Source organism: Variovorax sp. YR752, assembly GCF_943372545.1.
This window is the reverse complement of sequence record NZ_CALRZC010000009.1, coordinates 62,493-81,928: the sequence shown is the minus strand read 5'-3', so window position 1 is coordinate 81,928 and position 19,436 is coordinate 62,493. Positions and strand designations below refer to the sequence as shown.

Here is a 19,436-nt window from a genome sequence, read left to right as displayed (position 1 = left end):
CCAACGGAAGAGAAACAAACAATCCGACAGGAACTATCACTAACGAAAAGAAGAAGATAGTTGACGCACTGTAGGAAAGAATAAATAGCGCCCCTCTGAACGGAACGCTCTTCGTCTCATTCCATAGATTTGGAAATAGCCAAGTAGCTACACCATCGAAACTAAAAGGAGTCCCTGGGGGATCGGTGTCTGGTTTCATATGTGGACTAACAAGTGCCAAGCAGTTGACATGCGTGAGTACGTACAGGAGTTGTCCAAAATGACTCCCCTGAGTTCTCATTTGAACCCATATTCCCCGCTCCAATTCCGATTAGCCGCGAGGTCGAAGTCCCCATCAACTGAGTAGACAGGTTGCCAGAGGTGGTGGGTATCCACTGATTGGCCAATCCTGCAGAGACATTTGCACCAAGCTTTATTGTGCTGCCGAGTGCTCCGCCGAAGGCGCTCACGGATAGCTGCAAAGGAGTGGCATTGGGATTGAAAAGGAGAGTGCTCCCCATGGAAAATCCACTGCCTATCGCCATTGAGCCAAACCACTGCCCGGGTGTGACAGTTGCGATATTCCCAGAGGTCAATGTAGTTTGTGCAGTCACCCCCCTGAGCATGAGCCACGGCGCGCCAAAGTACGTCGCAACTGGCGCACCGACGATCAACAGAGCGGCGCCAACACCATTTCGCCCTCGTTCAGCCTGTGCCTGGTTGGTCGGATTGTTGGGGTTCCAGTTCGCTCCGTAGACCAAACACGTCGTGCTGGCGCACGGGAAATACTGCGGATTGTCAGCGCTATTGGCCGGCCCATAGGTCATTCCGGTCGTATCAAAGACGTAGGGTGACCTCGCTCCGCCCGTGCCCTGGACGATGAAGTTCATCAACTCCCGGCTGGGCGCGCCGGGCAGGGTTTCCTGGAGGGCATAGCCATTTGCTACCACTCTCAGGCCCGGGTCATAGACCATGTCCCCCGCCACCGTCCGGGTCGGCGACTGCGAACTGTAGGCTTGCCCGGTCGCTGAATCATAGGACTGCAAACCGCCCGAAGGAGTGGCCACATTGCCGGACGCGTCACGCACACCGGACCATCGCAGGGCCTCCGCAATCTGCTCCGGGGTGTACTTGCCGCCGGACTGAGCTGCGAGCAAATGTGCGTTCACCGTATCGCTGGGATGCAAGATGCGGTTGTTTGCATCGGTGTTGTAGGCGCTCGCAGCGCCCGCGGTTCCGCCAGCGAGCGCGCCAACCACGGAAGCGAACCCGGCGCCCAGCGTGCTTGCAGCCACTCTGGCAGCCGACGGACTCAGTCCCGCGCCTATCAGGCTATCCAACATGCTGTTTTGCAGGTCGTTGAGCGATTGCGCTCCGGCAGCAGCGGCGCCCGCGCCTGCAGCGCCGCCCGCGCCACCCGCCAACCCACCGACGACAAGATGGGCAGCAACGCGGTAGACACCGCTTTCACCCCACTTTGCCGCCTCCGCCACCATCGCATCGCGCTCGGGCGAGGGCCCCATGGCATTGGCTTGACGCATCAGCGTTCGATACTGATCCTCGGCGTAGTCTCCAACGGCGCGCGAAGCCTGCGATCCGAACTGCGACGTGATCAGAACCTGCGCCTGAATGTCGCGCATAGCACGCTGACGATTGGTCATCTGCAGCGCGTTGGTGCCGTCCACGCCGGTCCGGATCGCCGTATTGCCCGCAATGCCCGAGATGCCGCTGCGGGTCGTGCTGGACCGGTCGATGTCGCTGTCGCCGATGCCTGCGCCCCCGCCGCCTGACGTGCTGATGTTGAAGCTATAGCCGCTGCCCTTGAAAATATCCCGGTTCACGAGATCGGTCATCGTCAAGCTGGCGGTGTTGAAACTGTTCTTCCCTTCGTCCACGGCCGCATCCTTGCTGCTGATGGCGGCGCCGACGAGCGTCGTATTGCCCCGAACGCTGACACCAAAGCCCCCGTCGCCCGCAAAGAAGCCGCTTTGTTGGGTCGCGCTGGCAAAGTCGCCATCGCCGCGCATGTTGTTTGCGCTCACGCTGACGCTGCCGCCGTAGCACGCGTAGATGCAGAAGCTTCCGCTGAAGCCACCGCCGCTGTTTTCGCTATGGTAGGTGCTGGTATCTTGCAGGGTCTCGATGCGTAGATTGCCACCTACATTCGCTTCGACGCGCTTGCCCGAGACAATGGCCCCTCGCACAGTGGTATCCCCACCGCTCTGGATGCTGACCTGCTGCCCAGCCTTGACGGTGGTGTTCGTCCACGCGCCGTCGGTTCCGCTGTCGCGTCCGCTCTGGCTGGCCGCCGCGACTTCGAGCGTGATGCCATTGGTCTCGCCGAAGGCCACGCCCACACCGATGCTCGCGTTGCTGCTGCGGCTGGTAGAGCTCTCCTTCTTGATATTTGAGGCCGCTTCCAACGTGACGTTGTTGTCCGCCGCGAGGCTGACGTTCTTCCCGCCGTCGATCTGGCTGCCTCGCACGAGAATGTTGGAGTCTCGCCCACCACCGGCGGCGACGATGGAGACGTTGCCGCCGGCCTGCACGCGCGAGCGCGCCGAGGTGTCGCTGCTCTCTTTGCGTGTGGATTCGCTCGAGCTGCTGCCGATGGTCAGCGTTGCGCCCATGCTAACGGCTCCAGTGCCGTCCGGGTTTTGGGTCGCGGCCTGCTGTGCAATGTCCTGGTAGGCCGAAAAGCCGCTCAGTCCGATGCTTGCCGCGCCCAGCGCCTTCATGCGGTCGTCCTTGGTATTGCCCATGGCTTCGGCCGTGTCCTCCATGCCCCGCAGCATGTCGATCAGCGGCGCCTTGAAGCCCAGCGTGATGCCACTTTGCGAGAAGCTTTGTGTGCTCTCGCTGCGGCTGCTTTCGCGCGCTTCCACGATCTGCACATCGCGCGCCTGTATGTCGATGTTGCCATCGGGGGCCGTCACATCGCTGCCCACCTGGCTGTAGCGGTTGCCGGCAGTGATGGTGACATTGCCCGAGATGGCGCCCACCGTGCTGCCCACGGCGGTGCTTTCATCGCGCTTGCTGGTGCTTCGCATGTCCTGGTGACCCCAGGTCCAGCCTGAGCCTGCATCGAAGATGCCGCTCTTGGATTCCTCGCGCACGGTCTGACTGTCCCGGGTCTGCTTGGCAGCCTCGATGGTGATGTTGTTGCCGGCCTGCAGTTCGGTTCCCTTGTCACTCACCACATTCGAGCCGCGGATGCGGATGTCGTTGCCGGCATCCAGCACCACGGTCTTGCCGCCCAAGCTGCTGCCGATGACGCCGGTCGAACCGAAGGTGCCCTGATCCTTGCGGCTTTCGCTTCCTCCGAAACCATGGTCACTTGTTTGAAGACCCTCGTTCAGTGCCGTGCCGGATTGGCCCTCGACGATATTGATGTCGCGCTTAGCGATCACCTCCAACGCTCCGTCCGTGCTGTCGATGGTGGCGGCACGTGCGTTGACATCCCGCTGGGCTCGCAACCGGATGTCGCCGCTGGCCTCGACGCGGGTGCCGACTTCCTGCGTGCTGGCCTCGGCGCGGTAGTTGCCCACATCCCGGACCGTGGCGTCCTGCCTGGCGGTAGTGACGGTGCCCAGGTTGATATCGCGGCCCGCGCCGATCTCGGTCGTGCCTTCCTTGCCGCTGTTGGCGACGAGGGCGCCAATCAGGTTGACGTCACGCCCAGCCGAAGCCACCAGCACGCCCTTGGAGCCGGTCACGTAGAGGCCGGCCACCCGGTCGACGATGGTGGCGCCGCGCAGGCTCACGGCCCCGGGGGTAAGGTCCAGGGCCAGCCCACTGCTGCTGGTCGTGGTGCGCACGTTGATGTCGCGCCCGGCCTCGATCTTGAGCTGGCTGGCCGCGTCGATCGTGCCGCCGATGTTGTTCAGGTCGGTCCGGGCCTTGAGGTCGAGGCTGCCACCGGAGATGCGGCCGTTCAGGTTCTGGAGGTTCTCCGCGGTGATGCTGACGGTCCTGCGCCCGGCGACCGTGCCGCTGTTGACCAGGTCGCCATCGAGCTTGAGGTTGACCTCCTTGCCGGCCAGCAAGGCGCCCGAGCCGTCGACGTCGCCGTTTTTTACTCGCGCATAGACCTGTGGCACGAGCACGCGCTGAGTGCTGCCGTCCGGCAGTATGACGGTCTGCTCCACCAACCAGACGATGTCGCTGGTCAATTGCGCCATCTGTGCTGGCGTGAGCGCGATTCCCGGGCGCAGTGCGTATTGGCGCGCAAAAGTGAGGCCCGCATCCATCAGCGCGGCGTATTGCTTGTCGTCGCTGTCGTAGCCGTCCAAGTAGCGGTAGCCCGTCAGTTGCGCCACCTGCTCGCGGATCAGGCGCTGCTCGTAGAAGCCGTCGCCCAGGCGCTTGAGCGTGTTGTTCGGGTCCTGCCCCAGGTTGTTCAGCAGGTAGTCGCTGCTGAGCCAGTTGCGCTGGTTGGCAAAGCGCGGATCGGTCTCTATCAGGTAGTGGCTCGAAGCCTCCGCATGCGTGCGGAAAAGGCTGGCCGACGGGACGGTCAGGTTCGGCAAGGTGGCGCGGACGACCTGTGTAGAACCCGAACTCTCGGCCAGACGCACCTCGAAAATCGGATGGACGATGGGGCCCGTCGCGCCGCCAGAGGCCGTACCTGACGCGTTCACCGGCGTGCCGGTCCCGCCCGCCACGCCCGTGGGACCGCCGGCATTGATGCCACTCGGACCGGTGATGCCCTGGTTGGTGTGGCCGGGGGTCAGGGTGCCGGTGGATCCGCCGCTACCCGCCACCGAGACATTGCCCTCCTGCCGTGCCGCCGCCAGGGTCACGGTGATGGGCACGCTGGTGTTGTAAGGAGATACCTGCTCGCCGTCACCCAGACCCGCCTGGAACAGCTGCACTCCGGTGCGAGTCTGCGCCCCGGAGACCTCGACGTTCTTGTTCGTGATCGTTCCGCCGGTGACGGTCAACGCCCCCCCGGCCAAGATCTGGCTCATGTCGTTGGTGCCGCTGCCTACGGCGATGTTCATCTTGCCGCCAGCGATGATGCGGGCGGGCGACGACGTCTGCAGCACCGGGGTGGTGGTCGACTCGGTATAGGCCCAGGCGTAGTAGGAGCGCGCGTAGTTGTCGTAGACGTCCCGGATGAAGGCCTCGGTCGAGGCGTCGAGGCGCTTGTGGGCCTCAAGGTAGGCCGCCAGTTGGGCGTCGTTTGTCGGCAAGTCGGTCGCCGGTGGCATCACACCGAAAGCGGCCCAGATCGGATCGGTGCGCGAGTACCAGGCACCGGGCTCTGTGAACGGCTCGCTGAAATCGATATTCACATAGCGTATGCCATGCAGATCGCTGCTGTTGCGCGGCGGATTCGCGTAGTAGGTGCCGTAGCGGGACAGCGGATAGCTGGCCGAGGGCACCAGAATCCCCGAGAACTGGCCGAAGACGGGTCCCGCGGCGTAGCTCACGAAGCTGGGCCACAGATACCCCATCAGGTGCTCGAAGTCGACCGAGGGGCCCTGAACCGTCACGAAGACCAGCTGGCTCGGATCGTAGCGCGTCGAGCTGCCGGGCAGCGCATATTCCCTGTGCTCTCGACCATCCGACGTGGTCTGGGTGCTCCATGTCACGCCGCCGTTGGTGTTGTTCAGGACATTGGTTTTGATATCGGCATTGCCGACTGCCTCGATGGTGGCCGCGTGGTTGTTCAGCGTGCCGGCTGCTTCGCTGGCCTTGCCGTCGACCAGCTTGCCGCCGATGAAAAGGTCTCCACCACTCAGGATCAGCGCGCCATCGCGGTTGTTGATGGTGCCGGCGCCGATGTCCAGTCGGTCTCGTGCCGCAATGGTGCCGGCCGAAGCCACGCCGTTGACCGTTTCCGCGCTGTTGTTGAGCGTGCCGGCACCGATCGCGATGTGGTCGCCATAGATACGACCAGTGCCAAGGTTGTCCAGTGTCCCAGCATTGATCCGGGTCTCGATGCCATCGATCACACCTCGATTGGTCAATGTGCCGCTGGCGTTCAGCGTGGTGTTCTTCCCCTGGATGTCGCCAGTCGCCGTGTTGTTGATGTCCTTCGCGGAAAGTGTGAGGTCGTTGCCGGCACTCAGCTTGCCACCATTGGTGATATTGCCGGCCGTCGATATGTTCAGGTTGTGGTTGGCGATGGTTTCGCTGCCTGCGGCAAAGGCGATGTCCTCGGTGACCCCCAAGCTCATGTCGCCTTGCGACAGCAGCTTTCCGTCCCACGTGACCGAACCTGCGTCGAGCAAGACGTTCTTGCCGGCGATCAGGGTGCCGCCGGTGTTGAGCACTGACAGGCTCTTGACTGCACCGGGGTCCTTCACGGTGAGCGTGTCGCCTGCAGATACCAGGCCCGCGCTGTTGTCGATCTGCCCGCTGCTGGTGAGCATGGCGTTCTCGTCCGCACGAATTGCACCCGTTTTATTGGAGAGCGACTGCGCCGAGATGTTGACATTCTTGCCTTCGATGCCCAGCTCTGCGCCCTGAGTGCCGGCGTTGTTGAGCGTGACGGCGTGAAGCGTGGTCGTCGCCGTGGACCGGATCAGGCCTTGCACATTGGCAAGTCCTGTTGTGGTGAGGCTGAGGTCCCCAACCGCCAGAGTTTGCCCGCCGCTGTTGTCATACCCCGCGAGACCTGTGTCGATCGCAACGGTTGATTGGCCCAGCACCATGCCGCCGCCAGAGTTGGAGAAGGCGCCGGTATCGGCGGTCAGTGCATTCTTCGCGCCGATGAATCCGGCCGCGTTGTCGACCGCACCGCTCTTGATATCGAGCGTACTGGCACTGGTGATGCCGCCCTGCTTGTTGTCATAGCCAGCGGCGTTGGTGTTGCGCAGCGTCTGGCCCTTCGTGTCGATGGTCATTGCGGCGCCGGACTGGATCAGTCCGGTGTCGTTGTTCAAAGCGCCCGACTTCAGATCGACAGTGGTGGTCGCCGCCAATGTCCCTTTCTCGCTGTTGTCCAGGGCATTGCCGCGTGTGTCCACCGTCAGGCTGTCACCAAAAACCTTGCCGCCCGTGTTGATGAGGCCACCATTGGCCAGGGCAACCTTGCCTCCGGCCTGCAGCGTTCCTTCGTCATTGGTCGTCGCACCGGAAGTGGTCACGCCCAGGTTACCCTTGACTGCCGCGACAGTGCCGAGACGATTACCCAAGGTGGCTGCAACGAGCCTGGTGTTCCCGTTGGCAGCCAGGGTGCCACCCGCGTTCGTCGCGGCACCGCCGATGGTGAGGCTCAGATCGCCGACAGCCGTTGCGCTGCCACTGTCGTTGTTCAGCTGGCCGGCGGTGATCGTGGCGTTGCCACCTGCGCTGACCGTGCCTTTGTTGCTGTTGTCGAGCACGCCAGTCACTGCCAAACCGAGGCTGGAAGCTTCGGCCGCACGGATCGTTCCGCCCTGGTTCGTGAGACTGCCCGCGGAGAGGCTGACGCCGCCGTTGCTGGCGATGGTGCCGCCGGTGTTGTCCAACGCAGCTTTCGCCGTGATGCGCGCAGCTTCGCTGCCCGTCTGAACAATCTGTCCACCGCGGTTGCTCAAGGAGCCTGCATCAACGGTGATCTGCTTGGCGCTGGTCTCGCCACCATCCTGGTTGAAGGCGCTGGACAGCGCGACCACCAGAGCGCCGTTGGTCGTAATCTTGCTCGGGACACCCCCCGTTTTCGCGCCATCGTATCGGCCGCCGGTGATGGTCAATGCGCCCAGGCCAGCGTGCTCGACCTTGCCCGCGTTGTTGGTGATGGACGCGGCCTGCAGAGTCAAGTCCTGTCCGTTGCTGGCGATGCGGCCGCCGTCGTTGTTCAGCGCTCCGCTGGCGGCGATGGTGGTCGCACCCGTGCCGGTCTGAACGATCTCGCCCTCGTGAGTGTTCGAGATGTTCGAGACCTTCAGGTCCAACCGGTCTGCGTTGAGTGTGCCGCCATCGTTGACCAGCGTTTGCCCGGCATTGCTATTGGCCGTGATGGCAAGCGTGCCGGGCGTGATGACCGTGGCCTTGCTTGTGATCACGTTGCCCTGCGTCGCCGTGATCCCAATGTTGGCCGCGTTTGTCTGGCTGGCCGACACATCGACACTCGCGCCGTGCAGCACGGCGTCACCGGCCGCAAGGTTGGTGCCGCTGGCAACGAGCGCTCCGGAAGTCGTGACACGCAGTTCGCCCGCACTGCCGAGCTTGCCGTCGCTCTGGATGCCCGCGCCAAAGACGCCTGTCGTCCCGCTTTGCACACGGCCTGCCGCGACCGTCGTGTGGCGGCCTGCCGTGATGCTCCCGTCGTTCGCCAGCTGACCCTCAACCACGACGCTGACATCGTTCTCGCCCCGCAAGCTGCCGCTGTTGGCGATCGAACCCGCCTTGACATTCAGATCGGTCGCTGCACCAAGCGAGCCACCGCTACCGTTGATCAGCGCATTGACCACGTTGACCTGCACGCCCCCCTGTGCCGACTGGATGCTGCCCGTCGTGTTGTCGAGGCTGCCGGCGCCCAGTGCCATAGCCTGATTGGCGATCAGCGTGCCGGCGTTGTTGTTCATGGCCCCCACCACGTGTGCCATCAGGCGGCCGGTGGCCGAGATCGTGCCGCGCGTGTTGTCTGCCTTGCCGCCGACCGCGAGGCTCGCATCGCTGCCGCTGGCTAGCGAGCCATCGACGTTGATCAGGTCGCCGCTCGTGACGATGTTCAGCGAACCCGCATTGAGCTTGCCGCCGGTGTTGTCGAACCTCCCGACATTGGCCTCGAAACCGTTGCTGACGTTGAGCGTGCCGCCGTGGTTGTCGAACGTGGGCTGGCTCACGGCCATGCTGGCGACGCTCAGGGTGCCGCCGTTGTTGTTGATGTTGGCGCTTTGCAGGCTGATGGGCCCGCCGGCGTAGATCTTGCCCCCGTCGTTGCGCAAGGTGCCGGCCGCGGTGACGGTACCGGGCGATGGCGGCACATACGGCGCCGGCGCGATGGTGCCGGTGCCTGCTGTCGGCGCGCCTGGGGTGGCAGTGCCGCCCGTTCCAGTTCCTGTGCCCGTACCGCCGCCGGGGCCGGGCGTGGAAGGCGCAGCCGCCACCGGCTCCAGCCCGATGACGCCGCCGCTGGTGTTGCTCAAGGCCGGCGCATTCAGCCCGAGGCCGGCGCTGCTGGTCTGGCGCAGGGTGCCGCCGCGGTTGTCGATGTCGCCCGCGGTGCTGGCGAGCTCCAGCCGCGCGCCTTCGAGCGTGCCGCCCGTCCCGTTCAGTGCATTGGCCAGGTCGCCCTGGGTCGTGAGCTTCAGGTTGCCGCCGCTGCTGATGCGGCCGCTGTTGGCGAGCGTCAAAGCCGCGAGGTTCGCATCGGCGGTGGCTTGGAGCGTGCCGATGTTCTCCAGGCGCCCGGCGCTGGTGACGATCAGTTGGCCCGCGCCCATCAGCGCGGCGGCGCCCGGCGCGGCCTGGATGGTGCCGGCGTTGCGCACGCCCAGGCCGGCTTCAGTGCCGATGAGGGTGATCTTGCCGGCGTACATGCCGCCGAGCGCAGCCACGTCCAGGGCAAAGGTGGGCGCCGTTCCGGTGCCCGTGGTAGGCGTGACTTGGCCGTGGTCGGCGCTGACCGTGTTGGCGCCGGTCACCACCTTCAGCTCGCTGGCCCAGATGCCGGCGTTGGCCTGCACGGCGCGCGCGAGGATGGCGGCGTAGTCGGTCTTGCTGGCGTCCAGGCCCGCGCCGTCGATGGTGATGGTGCCGCCGCGCACAAGGAAGCTGTCCAGGCCGCCCACGGCATTGAACTGCGGTGTGCCGGTGGTCAGCGTGGCTCGGCTCGCATTGATGAAGCCGCCGCCGTCGACGCTGATGCCAGCGGGGTTGGCGATGATCACTTCGGCCCTCGCCCCGCCGACTTCGATGTAGCCGCGCAGCTGGCTCGGACTGCCGCCGTTGACCTCGCTCAGAATGATCCGCGCGGGCCCCCTCGCGAGGAACGGATTGCCCTGAACAATGCCACCAAGTTGCGTTTGCACGTTGGTGCGGCTGTTGTTCAGGATGGCGCCGTTGGGGCCGACGTTGAACTGGTTGTAGATGTTGCGCGAGACACCTGCAGCCGACGGCGTCTGGATGTTGATCAACGGCACACCGTTGGGTGCCACAAGAACTGTGGGCCGCTGATTGCCCGGGACGTTGGGTGCGCCAACCATCTGCGCATGAACCGGACTCGCCGTGAACATGCCCGCGAAAGCCGCCCCCACAAGCATCGGAGCAAGAGCCGCAGCCCCCACCAACGCAGCCCCCGCAACCGAGGTCGCTTTGGAACGCCCTTTCCCCGTGCTCGCCGCAGTTTCCTGAACCACCATGCGCATGCCTCGGGCTGCATTGAAGATGATGCGGTGCAGATGGCGATTCATATCCTGAGCTCCCTGAGATTTTTTTAGTACCCGCGTCAACGTTGTATCAAAACGCGTCGCAGTCCAATTGTCGGGGGATGAACGGCCTATATAGCGTGACGTCATGCCGGCTCCTGCGCACAAGGTCACGAATTAAGGCTTGGCAAATGTCAAGAATTCTCGAATTGATCTTTCGATTAATTCTTAGGTATTCATGCCCACTCAAGCCGGGCTGCTGCAGAACAGCGCCGTTCTGGGCGATCGATCAAACCGGGGGCAACCCAGCAGGGTGTTGATTGCCGCCGAAAATTGACCCAGCTAACGCAGTAATTTCCGTCTAAGACTGACCCACGTAAAACCCTACCCTGCTGATTTTTAAAGCAAGGGGATCCTAGGAGTGATAGACGTGGCGACATTGAATGTCATCAGACGTTGGGCCCTGCGCGAGCAGATGTCCATCCGCGAGATAGCTAGGCGTACAGGCCTGTCTCGCAACACCGTAAAGAAGTACCCGCGAGCCGGCGATGAAGAGCCGCGCTACGCCAAGCGGACGAGCTCAAGCAAGCTCGATCCCTATGCCGAGAAGCTCGCGACCTGGCTCGCGATCGAGGCAACCAAATCGCGCAAACAGCGGCGCAATCTGCGGCAGATCCACACAAGCAGCATACAGATCTGCATCAACGTTGGGCGTTACGTTCTCCATTGCACTTGTTCTCCTGTTTGCGCATGTTGGCAGATCGCTCTTCTGTGCCGGATTCCCATGGAGTTCATCAACTTTGATTCGAATAGCCTTCTGGCTCAAGAATTGAGCACCATCAAACACGATGCCGGTGTCAAATTTATTGCGTAAGTAGTTGATATTTTTGAAAATGAAGGCGCATTTATTTTGACCCCCTACACGCGTCGCACGCTACCAGAGCAAGCTCAGCGGCCCGCTGCTGGACCGCATCGACCTGCACATCGAGGTGGCGGCCGTGTCGGCGCCGCAGCTGCTCGATGCGCCGGCAGGCGAATCGACCGACAGCATCCGTGCGCGCGTCGTGAGCGCGCGCGACCGCGCGCTGCAACGCCAGGGCCATGCGAACCAGGCGCTGCAGGGCCGCGCGATCGACACGCACGCCGTGCTCGACAACGCTGCGCGTCAGTTGCTGCAGCAGGCCGCCGCACGGCTGGGCTGGTCGGCGCGCAGCACGCACCGCGCATTGAAGGTGGCGCGCACCATCGCCGACCTCGCGGCGGAAGATGCCGTGCAGGTCGCGCACGTGGCGGAGGCGGTGCAGTACCGCCGCGCGCTGCGCACGGGCGCGCCCTGACCTCGCCCTTTACTTGAACTCGTGGCTCACGACCGGTGCGGACTTGCTGTCCTGCACCGTCACGCGCTGGCGGTAGGCCGTGAGGTCGCCGTTGCGCACCTCGATCGTGTAGATGCCCGGGCGCAGCGACAGCGACTTGAGCGGCGGGCTCACGCCGCGGTCCGCACCGTCGACGAAGACCTGGCCCCAGGGCCGGATGTTGAACTGCACGCGGCCCATGCCGGGCGCCGCAGCCGAAGGCGGTGCGGGTGCGGCCGGCGGTGCGCCCGCGACCACGGTCGGCACGGGGTTGCTGCCCGCCACGGGTGGCGGCGGTGACTGCCGGTTGAGCTGGGCGATGGCGTTGCGCGCCTCCCGCGCATGCAGGCCGCGGCGGTGGCGCCGCAGGTAGGCCTCGTAGCCTTCGCGCGTGTTCTCGGCTTGGGCCAGGTTCCAGTCTTCCACCTCGGCGACCACGGCGGGGTCGGGGGGTGGCGGCGCTTCGGGTGGTGCGGGCTGAGCCGGCTGCACCGGTTGTGCAGGCGGAGCCTCGGGCTCGGCCGGCGGCGCGGCAGGCGGCGTAGGCGCGGCAGCGACCGGCACGTTGTCGAGCGGGCTCAGCGGCGCGCTGGCCGACGCGGCGGGCGCGGACGCAGGCGGTGCCCCGGAGGCGGTCCCTGTCGGCGGCATCGCCGCTGGGGGCGCGCCCGGATCGGACATCGGCGTGCCGGGCGGCGGTGCCGACGCCACCATCGGATCGGACGGCGCCTTGGCCGTGAGCCGCCAGCCGATCCAGCCGCCGACCGCGAACAGCGCGAGCACCAGCCCGCCCACGAGGAACCACGGCGGGCGCTTCGACGGCTTCTTCGGCCGTGCGACGGGCGACGGCGGTGCAGGCGGTGGTGGTGTCGATGCGCGCGCAGCCACCGCTTCCGCAGGCACGGGTTGCACCTCGGGCGCGGGCGGTGGCGCCTCCACTTCCGGCTCCGGCGGTTCCTCTGGCACAGCCGCCGCGACGGGCACGACAACAGCAGCCGTCGCCACCGCCAGCGCCGACCGGTCCACCACATAAAGATCGCCCAACTTCACCAGCCCCAGCTCGGCCGCGAAGGCCGCCACCGTCTGCGTGCGGTCCTTGCTGTGCACGGCCAGCGTGTGGTCCACCGCGGCGCAGAAGGCCGGGCTCAGGTCGTCGCGGTCCATCGACGACAGCGGCACGAAGGCGTCCTGCACGCTGCGCACCACGGCCGAGGGCGGCGGGTGGCCGGTCACCGCGCGGTACAGCACGGCGCCGAGCGCATAGAGGTCGGTCCACGCGCCCTGCAGCAGCGTGTTGTCGTCGGCGTACTGCTCGATCGGCGAGTAGCCCGACTTCACCATCACCGCGACCTCGTCGACGAGGTCGGCGATCGACTTGCGCGCGGCGCCGAAGTCCAGCAGCACCGGGCGGTCGTCCTGCTGCTGGATGAAGATGTTGTCGGGCGCGATGTCGCGGTGGAAGCACTGGCTGTGGTGCAGCGTGTCGAGCGCACCCAGGAGCGGCCCGAGCATGCCGAGCAGCCAGGGCTCGGTCAGCGTGCCGGGTTCGCTCTCGGCCAGCTTGCGCAGCGTGCGACCCTTGTACAGCTGGATCGCCATGTAGGCGGTGGAGTTGGCCTCCCAGAAGCGATGCACCCGCACCAGCGCCGGATGGCTGAACTGCGCCAGCGTGCGCGCCTCGTTGATGAAGCTGCGCAGGCCGGCCGCGAAGGTGGCCGTGAGCCGCTCGGAGCGCACGTGCACGCTGTTGTCGCCCACGCGGCGCGCGAGCATCGAGGGCATGTATTCCTTCACCGCCACCTCGCGCTGCAGCGAGTGGTCGTAGGCGCGGTAGACGATGCCGAAGCCGCCTTCGCCGATGACTTCGAGCAGCTCGAACTCGTCGAGCCGGTGGCCCGTGCCGAGGGGATGGGGGCGCTCCTCCGGCGGGTCGGGCGTCACGCTAGGGCTGGCGGGCGTCGTCATGGGGTGTCTCTTTTTCCTGCGGGTGGGTCGGGCGTGTCATGCCCATGGCACGTGGCCTTGCGAAAACAACTGGGAGAACAGCGGGGTGTTGAGCCCGCCGCCGTGCGCCGCGGTGCGCAGCGGCGAGCCGTCGGCCTGGTTGGTCCACCAGTAGCTGGTGCCGCCGAAGGGGTCGAAGCACAGCGGCAGTTCGGGCCAGCCCAGGCGCTGCTGCGCGCTCGCGCCGTATGCGCCATGCACACCGTTGGCAGCAGGGCCGGCGGCCGCGCCGAGGATCGAGAGGATGTCGTCCGAGCCGCCGCTGGCCGTGCGAAAGCCCGTGCGGCCCGCGGCCAGCACCTGGCTGTCGAAGAGGTCGGGCGCCACGCCGTGGCGAATCGCCTGCAGCAGCGCGCTGCCGCACTGCCAGTACCACGCGGCCGAGCCTTCGAGCACGGCGGGGTGGTAGCGGCTGGCGTCCACTTGCAGCGTCACGCAGGCCGGGTAGTAGCGGCCCACGCGGTCGCAGCTGGGCGCGATGCAGCCGAACTGCACCGCGTTCACGCCGTGCGTGGCCGGAATGGCGAAGTTCCAGACCGGCGCCACCGCGTAGTGCCGCGTCATCGCGTCGGGCCAGCGCTTGAAGCTGCTCAGGCCGTTCTGCATCCAGCGGTCCCACCAGGCCTGCAGCTCGCGCGGCATGCGGCGATAAAGAAAGTCGCCGGCCGACGGCAGCTTGCCGTACCAGCCGATCTGCTCGTCGACGGGCGACCAGGCCTGCGGAGGAAGGGGGCTGTTCATGCAAGGCCCCTGCTGATGTGGTTCATCTCAGGATTTCCCCGGGCACGAGAAGCTGTTCATCTGCGACAACCGCAGCGGGTTGTAGACGCTGTTGGCCGTCACCGCGAGCACCACCTTCTTGCCCTGCAGATCGAAGGTCGCATTGAACGATTCGGGCGTGCGGCCCGACGAGATCGAGGCCTTGTCGAACAGCCGGTGCAGCGCCCACGGCCCTTCGGTCACGATGCCGCCGGCCGGCGTGCCGTTGGCCACCGTCACCTGCAACCGCACCTGGTTGCTGTTGCGCGGACCGGGCCACTTGATGCTGCTGGGCGCCTGCGGGCCGTGGGCATAGCGCACCGTCTGGCCGTCGATGTCGAGCGTGAACTGCGTGAGCGTGGCGTCCATGTCCTCGGGGCGGATGTCGAGCGTGAACGAGGGCGTGCGCCCGCCCGCCATGCCCGAGAAGAACACGTCGCGGATCGCCTGCGCCTTCTGGAACGCGTCGAGGTACGCCGAGCGTCCCGACGCGCTGCCGTCCACGCCGCGCTTGAAGGTCCACGGGTTGACCGAGGTGTCGACCTGCGAGGCGAGGTTCTTTTGAAAGAAGTCGTCCATCATCCCGCCGGGCGCGAACAGCTGCGCGAAGTCGCCCGCCGCCACGTCGCGGTTGGAGCCGCGCGCGAACGGGTAGCGCCCCGCAATCGCCTGGCTGCAGAACTGCCCGATGGTCGCGGCGGCGTTCTGCCCGATGTTCTGCCGCGTCACCGCTGCGGCCTTCGACGACGCGGTGGCCGAAAGATCATTCAGCATGCCCTGGAACGGCACCGGCAAACGCCCTGCCTCCGCCTGCAGCTTGGTCACCGCATCGCTCGACGGTGGGATGTTGCCGCTGCGCAGCGCGGTGTCGGTGGCGGTGAGAAAAGTGTAGAGCTCGTTGATGAGCGCGGCCGTCTGGTCCAGCGGCGTCTGGCCGCCGGCCTTGGGCGCGGTCACCATGCGGCGCAGCGGCGCGAAGTGGTTGTCGACCAGCGACTCGGGCCGGTCGGGCGCGGTGTTGCGGCGCTGGCTCCCGTCGGGCTGGCCGATGAGCTGCTCGATGCGCTCGCGCGTGCTCGTCACGCGGTTCTGTGCCTGGTCGAGCAGGCTGCGCGTGGCCTCGTCGTGGTTGCGCAGCAGGTCGGTCTCGCGCGCCGCGCCGCGGATGATGCGCGACATCGGCGACTCGCCGGTCGACAGCACGCGCGTCATCTGGATGCTCTGCAGCAGCGACTTGCTCTCGGCCAGCCGGATGTCGGCCAGGTACTCGTCCCAGGTGCGGATGTAGTCGGTGAGGTACAGGCGCCGCACCTCGCGCAGCAGCAGCTCGCGCGACGTGATGTCGGCCATGCCCGGCGCGCGGATCTGCAGCACCCAGCGGTCTTCCTGCTCCAGCGCGAGCGTGGTCTCGGCCATGCGCTTGTCGAAGATGTCCCAGTAGCCGCGGTAGGTGAAGAGCGTGGGAATGCCGTCGGTCAGCGGCTTGCCGCTGGCACGCCGCACCACCAATGCCGACTCCGCACCGCCCGCTTCGGCGATGGTGAAGGCATTGGGCGCGCTGGTCTGCAGGAGGATGCGGCGCAACCGCGCATACGAGCGCTGCGCGAGCGGCACGCCGGCCAGGCGCTCGCGCGTCTGCGCGATGAGCTTGTCGTCCTTGGTGAAGGGCGAGGTCACAACGCGGTCGGCGAACAGCGTCTTCAAATGCGCCTCGAGGTTGGTGCGCTGCTCGCGCGTGAGCGAGGCGCCGATCTTGCGGTCGACGTCGGTCAGCAACCAGGCCTGCAAGAAGTCGGCGTCGTAGCGCTCGGGGTCGTACAGCATGAGATACGCCTTGAGCGCCTCGTAGCTGTATTCGGCATCGGCCTTCGCGGCCTCGCGCAGCGACTGCTCCACGCGTTGCGCGGCCTGCGGCAGCAGCACGGTTTCCAACGCGCGCTGGTACACGCCGTCGGTCGCGGCCTGCAGCTTCTCGCCCTGGTAGAGCCCGAAGCGGTAACCCACGGGCGGATCGCCGATGTCGAACTCGGCCGACTTGGGCAGGCCGCGCAGTCGGTCGAGGATGAGCAGCGAGCTCGCGACGTCGCCGCTCGAATCGACCACCGTCGGCAGCTCGCCGCGCGCCGCCGCCTTGTTGAAGGCCTTCGCGTTGCCGTCGACCTCGGCCACGTAGGCCTTGTTGTGGCGCCAGCTGTTGGCCCAGGCGCCCAGCAGCACCACCGCGAGCAGCCCGACCAGCGCGTAGCCCGCGAGGTCGATCGCGCGGCGGCGGCGGTACCAGCGCAGGTTGGTGCCGGCCACGCCCGCGTCGCGGAAGATCACCTGCTGCAGCAGCTCCTTGAGGAAGTAGCTCTTGCCCGGGCCCGGCGGCGGCGCGGGCGGCGCGTTCACCTGCAGGTAGCGCTTGATGGCCCCCATCACGCGGTCGAAGGCCGTGCCCTCCTGCGTGCCGCTGGTGAAGTACACGCCGCGCAGCAGCGGCGCCACCTCGAACTTCGACGGGTTGAACACGTCGGCCAGGAAGGTGCCCAGGATGTCCTCGAAGCTCGCGAACTGCTGCGGCAGCAGGTAGGCCTGCGCGCGCCGCATCGGGTCGGGCTCGGTCGCCATCAGCTCGGGCAGGCGCTCGTCCAGGCGCTGGTGCAGCAGCTTGTACTCCTGGTGAAAGCGCTCGCGCAGGTCGGCCTTGGCCGGGTCGGCGGGGTTGCCCTCGATGGGGAAGGTGAAGCCCCACACCTGCTGGCGCTCGGCGCGGCCCAACGAGCCGAAGTACTCGTTGAAGCCGGCCAGCAGGTCGGTCTTGGTGACCAGCACGTACACCGGGAAGTTGATGCCCAGGTCGTTGCGCAGCTCGAGCAGCCGCTTGCGCAGCGCCATCGCGTGGCGCGCGCGCTGCGCGTCGTCGGCCAGCGGCAGATCGGCGATGCTGATGGTGAGGATCGCGCCGTTGATCGGCTGGCGTGGCCGGAACTTCTTGAGCAGCTCGATGAAGCCCTTCCACTCGCCCTCGTCGGTCTCGCGGTGGCTCTCGTGCGTGGTGTAGCGCCCCGCCGTGTCGATGAGCACGGCCTCGTTGGTGAACCACCAGTCGCAGTTGCGCGTGCCGCCGATGCCGCGCACCGCCGCCTTGCCGAGCTGGTCGGCGAGCGGAAAGTCCAGGTCGGAGTTGACCAGCGCCGTGGTCTTGCCCGAGCCCGGTGCGCCGATGAAGATGTACCAGGGCAGCTGATAAAGGTACTGCCGGTCGAACAGCGCGAAGCGCCCCGCCGCCTTGCCGCCAGGGCCCGGGCCGAAGCGCATGTTCTTCAGCACCGCGGTGGCGTCGGAGAAACCGCTGTGCAGTTCCTTGATCTCGGGCGCTTCTTCGGGCTTGGCTTCCTTCGCCTTGGGCGACGGCGTGCGCAGCTGGTGCAGCAGCTGCGCGTTGAGGCGGCGCTCGCGCCACTTGCGATACGCCACGCGCAGCAGCCACACGCCGAACATCAGCGCGATGACCACGATGCGCACGAACTCGCTTTCGAGCGGGCGGTAGCGGCCCACGGCGATCACCGGGCCGATGACCCAGATCAGGAACGCAAGCGCAATCAGTCCGAACAGGACCCAGAGGTCGCGGCTGACGAGAAAACGGAAGAGCGAGCGCAGCATCAGCGGGTGCCTCCTTGCGAGGGTTGCTGTTGCGGCGCAGTACCCGGCACGGGCACGCCCGCGACCGGCGCCACCAGCAGCGTCACCTCCACACGCCGGTTGCGCGCGCGGTTGGCTGCCGAGTCGTTCGGCACCAGCGGATCGGCGTCGCCGCGGCCTTCGGCGCGCAGGCGCTCGGGCCGCGTGAGGCGCCGGCCGATCATGGTCTTCACCGCATCGGCGCGCGCCTGCGAGAGCTGCCAGTTGGACGGGAAGCGCACGCTGCGGATCGGCTGGTCGTCGCTGAAGCCGCTGACCAGCACGTTGCCTTCCACCGCATTGAGCGCGTCGGCCACGCGCGCGAGCACCGGCGCGTAGCGGTCGAGCACGCGGTCGGAGCCCGAGGCGAACAGGCCGTCGCCGCGCAGCACCACCACGCTGCGGTCGGCCTCGTCGCGCACCGTGAGCAGACCATCGCGGATCTCGGGTTCGAGAAAGCGCTGCAGGCGCGGCTGCACCGCCACGGGCGCGGCCACCGCGCGTTGCGTCTGCGGCAGGCGCACCGCGCTCACGGCCGAGAACGCGCCGTCGGAATGGCCCGCGAGGTTGAAGGTGAGCACCGCGAACACCAGCACCAGCAGCACCGCTGCCACCGCGCCCACGGCCCACACCGGCAGCCAGTGACGCGTGCGACGCACCGGCGCGCTCGCGTCCTGCCAGTGCGGCGACAGCGGCACGGCAATTTCGCCGCGCGTCTGCCGGATGATCTGCAGCAGCCGCTGCTTGAGCGTTTCGAGCTGCGAGCGGCCGTTGTCGATGACACGAAAGCGCCCCTCGAACCCCATCGCCAGGCAGAAGTAGATGAGCTCGATGAGGTGCAGGTGCTGCTGCGGGTTCTGCACCAGCCGCGACAGCAGCTGGAAGAACTTCTCGCCGCCCCAGGTCTCGTTGTGGAACATCACGAGCAGGCTCTGCGACGACCAGATGCTGCCGCCCCACGGCGTGAGCGCCGCGGCCTCGTCGACCGCCGTGCACAGGCAGTAGCGCGCGCCGATGATCACTTCGGGCGCAATGCCGGCCTGCTGCGCGCGCGTCTCGAAACGCCGCACCTCGTCGACCAGGTGCTCACGCAGCTGCGCGGGCGCCGGATGGTGGCCGGTGGCGCGGATCTGCGGGATCAGGTCGAGCAGCGGATTGGCCGCCGCCACCAGCGGGTTGTTGCCCGCCAGCGCCGTGTCGCCCGCGTGCGGGCGCCGCGCGTCGTGCCACGCGGTGAAGGCATCGGGCAGGGCCTGCGGTGGCTGTGGTTGCTGCGACCCCGGGCCGCTGCTGGTGTTCGCACCGCCGCCCGGATTGGGCGGCACGAAGCCTCCCGGGCCGACGGCCATGTCATTGGCACCGTTCATAGGGT

General features: G+C 66.5%; 5 protein-coding genes and 2 pseudogenes. 2 read left to right on the top strand and 5 right to left on the bottom strand.

Annotation, left to right across the window (positions count from 1 at the left end; genetic code table 11):
- Positions 1–206: 206 nt before the first annotated feature.
- Positions 207–10,328: a hemagglutinin repeat-containing protein gene (locus tag AAG801_RS03700; protein ID WP_341887202.1), complete on the bottom strand. Its 10,122-nt coding sequence runs from the start codon at positions 10,326–10,328 to the stop codon at positions 207–209.
- Positions 10,329–10,704: 376 nt separating this feature from the next.
- Here AAG801_RS03700 and AAG801_RS03695 point away from each other — a divergent pair.
- Together AAG801_RS03695 and AAG801_RS03690 are read left to right on the top strand one after the other, a co-directional pair.
- A pseudogene (locus tag AAG801_RS03695) lies at positions 10,705–10,962 on the top strand (helix-turn-helix domain-containing protein); the annotation flags it as partial.
- Between the two features lie 238 nt (positions 10,963–11,200).
- Positions 11,201–11,620: pseudogene (locus tag AAG801_RS03690) on the top strand (ATP-binding protein); the annotation flags it as partial.
- Between the two features lie 9 nt (positions 11,621–11,629).
- On the opposite strand, the gene AAG801_RS03685 reads toward AAG801_RS03690, so the two are convergent.
- Genes AAG801_RS03685 through AAG801_RS03670 form a run of 4 tightly spaced genes read right to left on the bottom strand, consistent with a single transcriptional unit; the run spans position 11,630 to position 19,431 of the window.
- A complete protein-coding gene (locus tag AAG801_RS03685; RefSeq protein WP_341887201.1) occupies positions 11,630–13,603 on the bottom strand; it encodes a serine/threonine-protein kinase in 1,974 nt (657 codons plus the stop codon).
- Between the two features lie 36 nt (positions 13,604–13,639).
- Entirely contained in the window at positions 13,640–14,383 is a 744-nt protein-coding gene (gene tagF, locus AAG801_RS03680) for a type VI secretion system-associated protein TagF (protein ID WP_341887200.1), read from the bottom strand.
- Positions 14,384–14,410: 27 nt separating this feature from the next.
- Positions 14,411–18,046, bottom strand: coding sequence for a type VI secretion system membrane subunit TssM (gene tssM / locus AAG801_RS03675; RefSeq protein WP_341887199.1), 3,636 nt, complete (start codon positions 18,044–18,046; stop codon positions 14,411–14,413).
- Positions 18,046–19,431: a DotU family type VI secretion system protein gene (locus tag AAG801_RS03670; protein ID WP_341887198.1), complete on the bottom strand. Its 1,386-nt coding sequence runs from the start codon at positions 19,429–19,431 to the stop codon at positions 18,046–18,048. The genes tssM and AAG801_RS03670 overlap by 1 nt, the downstream gene beginning before the upstream one ends.
- Positions 19,432–19,436: the final 5 nt, after the last annotated feature.